Genomic DNA, 11081 nt, shown 5'->3' on the forward strand with positions numbered 1-11081 from the left:
TATACACTGTCGCAAATTGCCGGAGCCGAACATGAAAGACTGGCTGGATGAGATCAAGTGGGACAGTGACGGCCTGGTGCCGGCCATTGCCCAGGACTACAAGACCGGGCGCGTGCTGATGATGGCCTGGATGAACCGCGAGGCCCTGAGCCTCACCGCCGCTGAGCAGCGCGCCATCTACTGGTCACGTTCGCGTGGCAAACTGTGGCGCAAGGGCGAAGAGTCCGGGCACGTGCAGACCCTGCACGAGCTGCGCCTGGACTGCGATGCCGACGTGGTGATCCTCAAGGTCGAACAGATCGGCGGCATCGCCTGCCACACTGGCCGCCACAGTTGCTTCTATCGCGTGTTCGAGAATGGCGAATGGAAGATTGTGGAGCCGGTGCTCAAAGACCCGCACGCCATCTACCCAGCAGGACACTGAACATGAGCGATACCCTGAACCGTGTGGCCCAGGTGCTGGAAGACCGCAAAGGCGCGGACGCCGACAGCTCCTATGTCGCCAGCCTGTACCACAAGGGTCTGAACAAGATTCTGGAAAAACTCGGCGAAGAATCCGTCGAGACCATCATTGCGGCCAAGGACGCGCAAATCAGCGGTGATTACAGCGATGTAATCTATGAGACCGCAGACTTGTGGTTCCATAGCCTGGTGATGCTCGCCCAACTGGGGCAGCACCCACAGGCCGTGCTGGATGAACTGGACCGTCGCTTCGGCTTGTCCGGGCACGCCGAGAAGGCCTCGCGCCCGTCCGCCTGAATAACTAAGACTTGAGGATTTGAAGCATGGGCATTTTTGACTGGAAACACTGGATCGTCATTCTGGTGGTGGTGGTATTGGTGTTCGGTACCAAGAAACTCAAGAACCTGGGCACCGATGTGGGCGAGTCGATCAAGGGCTTTCGCAAAGCCATGAACGATGATGAAAAGCCAGCCGAGCCAAGCGTCAACCCGGTGCCACCGGCCCAGCCTGTTCACCCGCAGGCCACCCAGCCGATCACCGAGCGCCGTACCTTCGACGTTCAGGCTGAAAAGGTCCAAGAGCCGACCCGCAAAGACTCGTGAGCACTGACTAATGTTTGGTATCAGCTTCTCTGAACTGCTGCTCGTCGGCCTGGTGGCCCTGCTGGTACTGGGGCCGGAACGCCTGCCCGGTGCCGCACGCACCGCCGGCTTGTGGATCGGGCGCCTAAAACGCAGTTTCAACGCGATCAAACAGGAAGTTGAACGGGAAATCGGTGCCGACGAAATCCGCCGGCAATTGCACAACGAACATATCCTCTCGTTGGAGCAGGAAGCCCGCAAGATTCTGTCCCCGGTGCAAGAGCCGGCCAAGCCGGTAACGCCGGTGGCCGAGCACAGCATCGCGCCAGCCCCTGTGGCCGACGTCGCACCGGCTGCGCCCGCCCCTACAACGCCTGCGCCGACGCCCGTTGCGTCGCCCGCGCCCCATGACCCTACATTGCCGCCGCGAGCCCCATGAGCGCTGATAAACCGGAAAACGACCAGCATATGCCGCTGGTCTCGCACCTCACCGAGCTGCGTACCCGCCTGCTGCGTTGCGTGGCGGCGATCTTCATCATCTTTGCCGGGCTGTTCGCCTTTACCCAGCAGATCTACACCTTCGTCTCGACGCCGCTGCGCCAGTACCTGCCGGCTGGCGCGACGATGATCGCCACCGATGTGTCGTCGCCGTTCCTGACGCCCTTGAAGCTGACCATGATGGTCTCGCTGTTCCTGGCGATCCCGGTGATCCTGCATCAGATCTGGGGCTTTATCGCGCCGGGCCTGTACAAGCACGAGAAGCGCATCGCCGTGCCGTTGCTGGTGTCGAGCATCCTGCTGTTCTACACCGGCATGGCCTTCGCCTACTTCCTGGTGTTCCCGCTGATCTTCAAGTTCTTCGCCGCCGCCACCCCGGCCGGCGTGGAAATGATGACCGATATCACCAGCTACCTCGATTTCGTGATGACGCTGTTCTTCGCCTTCGGCGTGGCGTTCGAAATCCCGGTGGCGGTGGTGCTGCTGGTGTGGATCGGCGTGGTCGACGTCAAGTACCTGAAGAAGATCCGCCCGTACGTGATCATCGGCTGCTTCGTCGTCGGCATGATCCTCACGCCGCCGGACATCTTCTCCCAGACCTTGTTGGCGGTGCCGATGTGGATGCTGTTCGAAGTGGGCATCCTGTTCAGCGGCTTGATCAGCAAGCGTGGCGAACACCCGGATGACGCGCCTGTCGACGACGACCAGCCGCCAGCGACCCAGCCGTGAACCTGCTGCTGCTCGAAGAGGTCGACTTTATCGCGGCCGACCGCGTAGTGCTGCGTGATCGGCGCCTGGTGCATATGCAGGAGGTTCACCGTGCCGCCGTCGGTGATTCCCTGCGCGTGGGCCGCATTGGCGGGCTGATGGGCAACGCCCAACTGCTGCGCCTGGAAGCCGCTGAAGCCGAACTGCAAGTGAGCTTCGACCAACCGCCACCGAGCAAACTGCCCCTGACCTTGCTGCTGGCCCTGCCCCGCCCGAAGATGCTGCGCCGGGTGCTGCAAACGGTAGCTGCCATGGGCGTGCCCAAGGTGGTACTGGTCAACAGCTACCGGGTGGAAAAAAGCTTCTGGCAAACCCCGTTCCTGGAGCCGGAAGCGGTGCGCGAGCAACTGATCCTCGGCCTGGAGCAGGCACGGGACACGGTGCTGCCCGAGATCATTATCGAGAAACGCTTCAAGCCGTTTGTCGAAGACCGGCTGCCAGCCATGGCGGCAGGCACCCTGGGCCTGATCGGCCATCCGGGCGATTACCCGGCCTGCCCCCGAGCCCTGGAAGAACCGGTGACCCTGGCGATCGGCCCGGAAGGCGGCTGGATTCCCTATGAAGTGGACCTGCTGGCCAAGACCGGGTTGCAGCCGGTGCAATTGGGTGCACGCATCCTGCGCGTCGAAACCGCCGTAACGGCCCTGCTCGCCCGCCTGTTCTAACCCCTGCAGATCAAACGGTCATCTCGCCTTCTGTAGGAGCGAGCTTGCTCGCGAAAAACTCACAAACGCCGCGTTCATTCAGGAAGCCCTCGTGATCGTTGACGTTTTTCGCGAGCAAGCTCGCTCCTACAGCATTAGCGTTTAGATGTGCATGGCTACAGAAACCCGCGCCCATGCCGATAGCCTTTGAATAAGTCCAAGCCTTGTTCCAGGGGAGTTCGCAGCATGTATCGTTGGTTAGCCGAGAAGTTGGGGAATGTAAGCGTCAACCGCAAGCTGAGTGTGGGCTTTGGCCTGGTGTTGCTCCTGACGCTGTTGATCACCTTTACCGGCTGGACCGGCCTGGGGGAGGTGATCAATCGCGGTGACAAGCTGGGCTTCATTTCCAGCCTCAATGGCCTGAGCAAAGACCTGCGCCTGGCACGCCTTGACTTCGACATGCGCCGTGGCGAGCAAGGCACGAGCACGGTCGACGGCCTGCTCGCCCACCTCGACAGTGGCCTGAAGACCGCCGCCGAGCTAATCGAGCAACCTGACGACAAAGCCCTGGTCGAGCAACAGCAGGAAGCCTTGAACCAATACAAAAAGGCCTTCGCCGCCATGGTCCAGGCGGGCCTCAAGCGTGAGGGCGCGCGCAGCAAACTCGGCGATACTGCCGACAATGCCGTCGCCAAGATCAACGAAATCGAAAAAGCCCTGCTGCAAGGTGACAGCGTCGCCCAGTTCAACAGCGTGGTCGAGCAGAGCAAGCTGATCCAGCAATCGCGCTTCCAGGTACGCGGCTACACCTACAGCGGCAAGGTCGAAGCCGAGCAACCGGCCCTGGATGCCATCGACAACGCCCTGAAGAAAATCACCGAGCTGCAAGGCCAGTTGCCTGCGCAATACCAGGCCAACCTGCAAGAAGCCGGGGCTTCACTGCAAGCCTATCGCGCCGCCGTCAGCCAGTATCGCGATTCCCAGGTGGCCAGCGCGCAAGCGCTGAAAACCATGACCGCCCAAGGCGACATCCTGCTGGGCCACAGTGAAAAACTCACCGTCTCCCAGACCGCCGTGCGTGACGCAGATGCCGCGCAGGCCAAATACCTGTTGCTGCTTGCTACCGTGCTGGCGTTGATCGTCGGCGTCTTCGCGGCCTGGGCCATTACCCGCCAGATCGTCATCCCGCTGAACCAGACCCTCAAGGTCGCCGAGCGCGTGGCCTCCGGCGACCTGAGCCACAACCTGGAATCGGGCCGCCAGGACGAACTGGGCCAATTGCAGCGTGCCATGCAAAGCATGACCGTGGGCCTGCGCGAGTTGATCGGCGGTATCAGCGACGGCGTCACCCAGATCGCCAGCGCCGCCGAACAGTTGTCGGCCGTGACCGAACAAACCAGCGCCGGGGTCAACAGCCAAAAGGTCGAGACCGACCAGGTGGCCACGGCCATGAACGAGATGGCGGCCACCGTGCAAGAAGTGGCGCGCAACGCCGAAGAGGCCTCGGAAGCCGCCGTGGCTGCCGACCAGCAAGCCCGTGAAGGCGACCAGGTGGTGGGTGAAGCCATCGCCCAGATCGGGCGCCTGGCCACCGAAGTGGGTAATTCCACGGTGGCCATGGGTGAACTCAAGCGCGAAAGCGACAAGATCGGCAGTGTGCTCGACGTGATCAAATCCGTGGCCCAGCAAACCAACCTGCTGGCCCTTAACGCCGCCATTGAGGCCGCGCGTGCCGGTGAGGCCGGGCGCGGCTTTGCGGTGGTGGCCGACGAGGTGCGCAGCCTGGCCCAGCGCACGCAGAAGTCCACTGAAGAGATCGAAGAGCTGATCGTCGGCCTGCAAAGTGGTACCCAGCAGGTGGCAACCATCATGGACAACAGCCGCGGGCTCACCGAGAGCAGTGTTGAGCTGACGCGCCGCGCCGGCCACGCGCTAGGCAATATCACCCGCACCGTCTCGACCATCCAGGCGATGAACTCGCAGATCGCCACCGCCGCCGAGCAGCAAAGCGCCGTGGCTGAAGAGATCAACCGCAGCGTGTTGAATGTGCGGGATATCTCCGAGCAAACCTCGTCGGCCAGCGAAGAAACCGCGTCCTCCAGCGCCGAACTGGCGCGCCTGGGGATCTACCTGCAGACCCTGGTCGGGCGCTTTCGAGTCTGAATTACCCTACGCGGCGGCTTACCAAAGCCACCGCATCTTGTGAAATTTCCTACGCAGTTATCAGCCCTCCACGGGCCCGAATCGAATTAGCGTTTCAGGTGTCGCGAAACGCTTTTTCTGATTCGGAGGTTCACCATGTTTCCTCGGCTGACCCGCATGCTGGTCAATGCCAGCGTCCGCCTCAAGCTCGCCCTGGGTTTTGGCCAAGTGCTGATCCTCAGTTTCCTGATCGCCGCCACCGGCTGGCAAGCCTTGAACGCCGTGCTTTATCGATCCAATAGCCTGACGACCCTGGGGCAACTGGCCGTCGACGCCGAGGCCATGCGCGCCGACCGCATCGTGTACCGCACGCTCACAGACAGCGACAGCCTGGGCAAAATGGCCGCGAAAATCGAGCGGATCGACCAGCACCTGGCCGACCTTTCAAACCGCCTGAAAGACCCGGCAGACCTGCAGCGACTTGAAGAGGCCAAGCGCCTTGCAAGCAACTTCAAGGCGGCACTGGCACAACTGCCGCCCTTGATCGAACAGCGCGAGCGCATCCGCCCGGCGCTGAAAAAAATCGCCCTGCAAGCCAGCGATACCCTCGCCCAATTTGCCAGTGACCTGCCTGACCAGAACGACGAAAAGGCCCTTGATGCCATTGAGCAACTGCGCCAGGCCATGGAGCTGGCCGAAGATCGCGCCCAGAGCCCCGCCTGGGCCGCGCAATCGCTGGCGATGTATGCAGAGGCCATCGGCAAGGCGCTTGACGCTCTGGAGATCGCGCAGCTGGCCGTCACAGCACTGCCGGTGGATTCAGCACTGCTCAAGACCGACCTGGCCGCCTACCGCGAGCAGTTGATCAAGCTCAAGGAAGCCCAGCTCAACGTGGAGACCGTGCAAAACCGCTTCGAACAGCAACTCAATGACCTGCGCGACAACAGTAACCAGTTGAGCCAGAGCCAGAACACCAAGCGCAATAGCGAGGCAGACCACACCCGTACCTTGCTGATCAGCGTGACAGTGGCCGCCCTGGCACTGGGCGCGCTGGCAGCCTGGTGGATCGCCCGGCAGATTGCGGTGCCACTGCGGCAAATCCTGGGCGCTGCCCACCGTGTTGCCGAGGGCGACCTCAGCCATGACATGGCGGTCGACCGTCGTGACGAACTCGGCCAGTTGCAGCAAAGCATCGGGCAAATGACCCGCAGCCTGCGTAGCCTGATCAGCAGTATCGGTGACAGCGCCCGGCAGATCGCCGGGGCGGCCACGCAGTTATCCACGGTCACCGAGCAGACCCGCAGCGGGCTCAACGAGCAGAAAGACGAAACCGACCAGGTGGCGACGGCAATGAATGAAATGCTCGCCACTGCCCAGGAAGTGGCGCGCCACGCCGAACGCGCCTCGGTGGCAGCCAATGAAGCCGACCAGCAGGCCGGCGCTGGTGAGCAAGTGGTCACCCAGGCCGTGGAGCAGATTGGCAACCTGGCCAGTGAAATGGCGCTGTCGGGACGCGCGATGCTCGCGCTGCAACAGGAAAGCCAGAAGATCGCCAGTGTGCTGGACGTGATCAAGTCCGTGTCTCAGCAGACCAACCTGCTGGCCCTGAACGCCGCCATCGAAGCGGCGCGCGCGGGCACTGCCGGCCAAGGCTTTGCGGTGGTCGCCGACGAAGTGCGCAGCCTGGCCCAACGCACTCAGGAATCGGCCGAGGAGATCGAAGGGCTGATCCTCGGCCTGCACAACGGCACCCAGCAGGTGGCGGATATCATGGACAGCAGCCGCAACCTGACCGACAACAGCGTCGCCCTGACCCGCGACGCCGGCGACGCCCTGATCGCCATTGCCCGCACGGTGTCGATCATCCAGGAAATGAACCCGCAGATCGCCGCCGCGGCGGAACAGCAAAGCGCTGTGGCCGACGAGATCAACCGCAGTGTGTTGAAGGTACGGGACGTGTCGGAACAGACCGCCGCCGCCAGCGAGGAAACGGCGGCGGCGAGTGTTCAGTTGACGCGGTTGAGCCTGGATCTGCAGACGCTGGTCGACAAATTCAAGCTCTGAAACACCACCCCTGTAGGAGCGAGCTTGCTCGCGAAGAACTCAAGGCCGCTGCGTTCATTCAGGGTGCGTGGCGTTATCGTTGACGTTTTTCGCGAGCAAGCTCGCTCCTACAGTCATAGCACTTGGCGCAGGAAGGCTTGGGCGCGTGGGTCTTTTGGCGCATTGAAGAACTCGGCCGGGGCGGCGTCTTCCAGCAGTTTGCCGTGATCGAAAAACAACACACGGTCCGCCACCTCCCGGGCAAAGCCCATCTCGTGGGTGACGCACACCATGGTCATGCCTTCCAGGGCCAGGGTCTTCATCACGTCGAGCACTTCACCGACCATTTCCGGGTCGAGGGCCGAGGTGGGCTCGTCAAACAGCATCACCTTGGGCTCCATGGCCAGGGCTCGGGCAATGGCGACTCGCTGCTGCTGGCCGCCAGACAGGCGCGACGGGAACTCGTGGGCCTTCTGCGCGATACCAACCTTTTCCAGCAGCGCCAGGGCTTTGGCTTCGCGTTCTTGCTTGCCGCGCTTGCGCACAACCTTTTGCGCCAGGCACAGGTTTTCCAGCACGGTCATGTGGGGGAACAGGTTGAAGTGCTGGAACACCATGCCCACTTCACGGCGGTAGGCATTCACGTCGGTCTTGGGGTCGGCCAGTTGCAGGCCGTCGATGCTCACCGAACCTGAGTCGAACTCCTCCAAGCCATTCAGGCAGCGCAAGAAGGTGGACTTGCCGGAGCCCGAAGGACCGATCACTACCAACACCTCGCCCTTGGCCACTTGAGTGGTGACATGATCCACCGCGCGCACCACCTGCCCACGGGTATCGAAGACTTTTACCAGATCGCGCACTTCAATCACTTTGGGCGAGCCTCCGCTCAAGCCGGCTGGCCATCTTCGACAGCGGCAGGTTGATCAGCAGGTACAAGCCCGCCACACAGAACAGGATCTCAAACGGCGAGAACGAGGTGGTGATCACCTCGCGGCCGCTCTTGAGCAACTCGGTAATCGCGATCACCGACACCAGTGAGGTGTCCTTGACCAGACTGATAAATTGCCCGGCCAGGGGCGGCAGCACGCGCTTGAACGCCTGCGGCAGTACCACGTGGCGCATCGACTGGCTGGCGCTCAAGCCCAGGGAGCGTGCCGCTTCGTCCTGGCCACGGGTGATGGACTGCACGCCAGCGCGCACGATTTCCGCCACGTAGGCACCGGTGAACAACGACAGCGCGGCGATCCCGGCGAACTCCCGGGACAGGTTGAGCACCGTGCCGATAAAGAAATAGAAAATGAAGATCTGCACCAGCAACGGCGTGCCCCGCACCAGCTCGACGTAGATCGTCGAGAGGTCGCGCAAGGTGGGATTTTTCGACAGCCGGCACAGCCCGGTCGCCAAGCCAATCGCCAAACCCAGTATGCCGGACACCACCGACAGCCACAGTGTGGTCCACAAGCCCCACATCAACGGCCCCAATGCCCATTGCCGGGTCACACCGACCACATCGCCTTCAGCCACATCGTCGCCGCGCGCCACTTGCAGGCTATTATCGGCAACCGTGAGCTTTTGCTCGACACCGGCGTCGTTGCGCAGGGTGACTTCGGCCGTATCGCCGTTGCGCACCAACTCGACCACGGTGGAAATATCCGCGGCGCGCTGGGAGGTCTCGGCTTGATAGGCGAAGTACTGCGGGACGCGGTTCCAGCGCCACTCGTAGGACATCAACGACGTGGCGTAATACAGGGCACCCGCCAGGCCGACCAGCACGACCACCGTCAGCAGGTGCCAGGGCCATTGGGCTTTTTTATGTTTCATTTCACTTTCCGCATAGGTGTCGCCTGATAGGCCGCCATCGCGGGCAAGCCCGCTCCCACAGGTTGATGTGTGAATACAGTCAAAGGTGGGAGCTGGCTTGCCTGCGATGCAGGCAACTCGGTGTCAGGCCTTATTCCATGTCCTTGAGCCACTCGGAGCTCTTGAACCACTTGTCATGGATGCGATCGTAGGTGCCGTCGTTACGGATCTGGTGCAGGAAGTTGTTGATGAAGTTGATGCTGTCGTAATCGCCTTTCTTCAAACCGAACGCCAGGGGTTCAAAGGTGAAGGGCTCTTCCAGGAACACCAGCTTGCCGTTACCGACTTTCTTTTCGGCAACCACGTTGTACGGTGCGTCGTAGACGAACGCATCAGCCTTGCCGTTGACCACGTCGAGCACGCCTTCCTGCTCGTTGTCGTAGCCGTGGTACTTGGCTTTGGAGATCAACTTCTTGGCCACCATCTCACCAGTGGTGCCGAGCTTGGAGGTCAGCCGGTATTTCTCGTCGTTCAGGTCTTTGTAGGACTTGATGGTGCCTTCCAGCTCCTTGCGGATCAGCAGCGTCTGGCCGACCACGATGAAGGGTTCGCTGAAGTTCAGCCGCAGGTTGCGTTCCTGGGTCAGGGTCATGCCGCTGCCAATCATGTCGAACTTGCCGGTCAGGAAGGCCGGGATGATGCCGTCGTAGCCGGTGGACACCAGCTCCAGCTTGACGCCCATGGACTTGGCCATGGCCTTGAGGATGTCGACTTCAAAACCGATGATTTCACCGCGTTTGTCGGTCATTTCGAACGGCATGTAGGTGGGGTCCATGCCGACTTTCAACGTGCCGCGCTTGACCGCCTCATCAATGGCGCCGGCCTGTGCCACGGTGGCAGCGACCAGCGCGGTGACGCCAAGCATCAGCATCGAAAGATACTTTTTCATCATCAAGACCCCTGAACGATTCTTATAAGGTGGGCGCACGAGAGGGCTGCGCCATTTCGGGGAGCGATCCTAACCCACTCGTTGTCCGCCACAAAGGTTTCACCGGTAAATGTTATCGGTGTGTGTCGGAAAACCCTGACAGCGGCGCGCAGAAGCGCAGGCGCAGACGCTTCAGCGCGGCCTCTCGATCAGGGGTTGATGTGTAAGCAGTTATGACGATCAGTCGATCTCGGCGATCCAGGCCGTGTCCCTTAACCACTTGTCATGCAGGCGATCGTAGGTGCCGTCCTGGGCGATCTGATTGAGAAAGTGGTTGATCCAATTGAGGCTGTCGTAATCACCTTTTTTCAGGCCAAACGCCAAGGGTTCAAAGGTAAAGGGTTGCTCCAGTGCCAACAATGCACTGTTCTGTGGCCGACTCATCGCGATCAGGTTGTAGGGCGCATCATGGATAAAAGCATCGGCCTTGCCTTCCACCACCTGCCGCACGCCCTCTTCCGGGTCAGTCACACTGCTGAGCCGTGCGGATACGAGAAAGCGCTGCGCAGCGGCTTCGCCGGTGGTGCCTTGGGTGGTAACGACGCGGTAACTGGCGTCGTCCAGCTCTTCAATACTGGACACCTTCGCGCCCAGGCGCGGATGCAGCAGCACCGTCTGGCCCACCACGATAAACGAGTCACTGAAGTTGAGCTTGAGGTTGCGCTCTTGGGTGACCGTCATGCCGCTGCCAATCAGATCAAATTTGTTTGCCGTCAGCCCTGGCAGCAACTCCGTGTAGGGCACCGCCACCAACTCAAGCTCTACACCCAGCGCGCGACTCATGGCGTGGAGCAAGTCAATTTCAAAGCCGACGATGCGCCCCTGCTTATCGAGCATTTCGAACGGCACATTATTGGGGGTGGTGCCGACTTTTAGTACGCCACGGCGCACAGCGTTATCCAGCGCGCCCGCGTAAAGCAGGCCTGCGTGTCCCCCCAGGACAAAGCCCATCAGCAATGCCAAACAATACCTTTTGATCATGAATGCCCCCGTGGCGAGTCCAATGTGGGGGGCGATCCTAACCCAGCTGCAGGCACGGCAATACGCTTCGAACAAAGGTCTTTTGTTTCGAAATAACAAGGAGTTAGGAATAAAAAGGAAGGGGCTAAAAACGCTGTAGGACCAACGTTTGAAACACCCCCGAAGTGAGCCTTC

General features: G+C 61.2%; 12 protein-coding genes and 1 pseudogene. 9 read left to right on the top strand and 4 right to left on the bottom strand.

Annotated elements, in window-relative coordinates:
* The first annotated feature begins 31 nt into the window (after window positions 1–31).
* The 9 genes and pseudogenes from hisI to DK871_RS04820 all read left to right on the top strand — a co-directional run bounded on the left by hisI (window position 32) and on the right by DK871_RS04820 (window position 7159).
* The gene (hisI, locus tag DK871_RS04785; protein ID WP_032893977.1) at window positions 32–424 is read left to right on the top strand and encodes a phosphoribosyl-AMP cyclohydrolase; all 393 of its coding nucleotides are present in this window, start codon (window positions 32–34) and stop codon (window positions 422–424) included.
* Window positions 425–426: 2 nt separating this feature from the next.
* Window positions 427–759, top strand: coding sequence for a phosphoribosyl-ATP diphosphatase (locus tag DK871_RS04790; protein ID WP_003187881.1), 333 nt, complete (start codon window positions 427–429; stop codon window positions 757–759).
* 26 nt (window positions 760–785) lie between these two features.
* A complete protein-coding gene (locus tag DK871_RS04795) occupies window positions 786–1064 on the top strand; it encodes a twin-arginine translocase TatA/TatE family subunit (RefSeq protein WP_056782679.1) in 279 nt (92 codons plus the stop codon).
* A 10-nt stretch (window positions 1065–1074) separates the two neighbouring features.
* The gene (gene tatB, locus DK871_RS04800; RefSeq protein WP_161904175.1) at window positions 1075–1482 is read left to right on the top strand and encodes a Sec-independent protein translocase protein TatB; all 408 of its coding nucleotides are present in this window, start codon (window positions 1075–1077) and stop codon (window positions 1480–1482) included.
* Window positions 1479–2270, top strand: coding sequence for a twin-arginine translocase subunit TatC (gene tatC / locus DK871_RS04805; protein ID WP_003187874.1), 792 nt, complete (start codon window positions 1479–1481; stop codon window positions 2268–2270). The genes tatB and tatC overlap by 4 nt, the downstream gene beginning before the upstream one ends.
* On the top strand, window positions 2267–2974 hold the full coding sequence (locus DK871_RS04810) for a 16S rRNA (uracil(1498)-N(3))-methyltransferase (protein WP_161904176.1): 708 nt from the start codon (window positions 2267–2269) through the stop codon (window positions 2972–2974). Before tatC ends, DK871_RS04810 begins: the two co-directional genes overlap by 4 nt.
* A gap of 225 nt (window positions 2975–3199) precedes the next feature.
* A pseudogene (locus DK871_RS29625) lies at window positions 3200–4258 on the top strand (methyl-accepting chemotaxis protein); the annotation flags it as partial.
* A 144-nt stretch (window positions 4259–4402) separates the two neighbouring features.
* Window positions 4403–5116 carry a methyl-accepting chemotaxis protein gene (locus tag DK871_RS29630; protein ID WP_375139730.1) on the top strand — a complete coding sequence of 238 codons (714 nt, stop codon included), beginning with the start codon at window positions 4403–4405 and terminating at the stop codon, window positions 5114–5116.
* A 135-nt stretch (window positions 5117–5251) separates the two neighbouring features.
* Entirely contained in the window at window positions 5252–7159 is a 1908-nt protein-coding gene (locus DK871_RS04820; RefSeq protein ID WP_161904178.1) for a methyl-accepting chemotaxis protein, read from the top strand.
* 113 nt (window positions 7160–7272) lie between these two features.
* Here the strand turns inward: DK871_RS04820 and DK871_RS04825 are convergent, their stop codons facing one another.
* The 4 genes from DK871_RS04825 to DK871_RS04840 all read right to left on the bottom strand — a co-directional run bounded on the left by DK871_RS04825 (window position 7273) and on the right by DK871_RS04840 (window position 10907).
* Complete coding sequence (locus DK871_RS04825; RefSeq protein WP_116666169.1) at window positions 7273–8007, bottom strand: amino acid ABC transporter ATP-binding protein; 735 nt, start codon at window positions 8005–8007, stop codon at window positions 7273–7275.
* Complete coding sequence (locus DK871_RS04830) at window positions 8000–8959, bottom strand: amino acid ABC transporter permease (protein ID WP_161904179.1); 960 nt, start codon at window positions 8957–8959, stop codon at window positions 8000–8002. The genes DK871_RS04825 and DK871_RS04830 overlap by 8 nt, the downstream gene beginning before the upstream one ends.
* 130 nt (window positions 8960–9089) lie before the next feature.
* Window positions 9090–9887, bottom strand: a complete 798-nt coding sequence (locus DK871_RS04835) for a transporter substrate-binding domain-containing protein (protein WP_161904180.1) — start codon at window positions 9885–9887, stop codon at window positions 9090–9092.
* Between the two features lie 219 nt (window positions 9888–10106).
* Window positions 10107–10907: a transporter substrate-binding domain-containing protein gene (locus DK871_RS04840; protein WP_161904181.1), complete on the bottom strand. Its 801-nt coding sequence runs from the start codon at window positions 10905–10907 to the stop codon at window positions 10107–10109.
* Window positions 10908–11081 lie beyond the last annotated feature (174 nt).

It is taken from the genome of Pseudomonas sp. L13 (genome assembly GCF_009935965.1).
GTDB lineage: Bacteria > Pseudomonadota > Gammaproteobacteria > Pseudomonadales > Pseudomonadaceae > Aquipseudomonas > Aquipseudomonas lactis.

Bases quoted from the DNA above. Each gene is read 5' to 3' on its own strand.
- DK871_RS04820 (WP_161904178.1), top strand. From the start codon at position 5,252: ATGTTTCCTCGGCTGACCCGCATGCTGGTCAATGCCAGCGTCCGCCTC.
- DK871_RS04795 (WP_056782679.1), top strand. From the start codon at position 786: ATGGGCATTTTTGACTGGAAACACTGGATCGTCATTCTGGTGGTGGTG.
- DK871_RS04835 (WP_161904180.1), bottom strand. From the start codon at position 9,887: ATGAAAAAGTATCTTTCGATGCTGATGCTTGGCGTCACCGCGCTGGTC.
- DK871_RS04840 (WP_161904181.1), bottom strand. From the start codon at position 10,907: ATGATCAAAAGGTATTGTTTGGCATTGCTGATGGGCTTTGTCCTGGGG.
- DK871_RS04790 (WP_003187881.1), top strand. From the start codon at position 427: ATGAGCGATACCCTGAACCGTGTGGCCCAGGTGCTGGAAGACCGCAAA.
- DK871_RS29630 (WP_375139730.1), top strand. From the start codon at position 4,403: ATGAACGAGATGGCGGCCACCGTGCAAGAAGTGGCGCGCAACGCCGAA.
- tatB (WP_161904175.1), top strand. From the start codon at position 1,075: ATGTTTGGTATCAGCTTCTCTGAACTGCTGCTCGTCGGCCTGGTGGCC.
- DK871_RS04830 (WP_161904179.1), bottom strand. From the start codon at position 8,959: ATGAAACATAAAAAAGCCCAATGGCCCTGGCACCTGCTGACGGTGGTC.
- hisI (WP_032893977.1), top strand. From the start codon at position 32: ATGAAAGACTGGCTGGATGAGATCAAGTGGGACAGTGACGGCCTGGTG.
- tatC (WP_003187874.1), top strand. From the start codon at position 1,479: ATGAGCGCTGATAAACCGGAAAACGACCAGCATATGCCGCTGGTCTCG.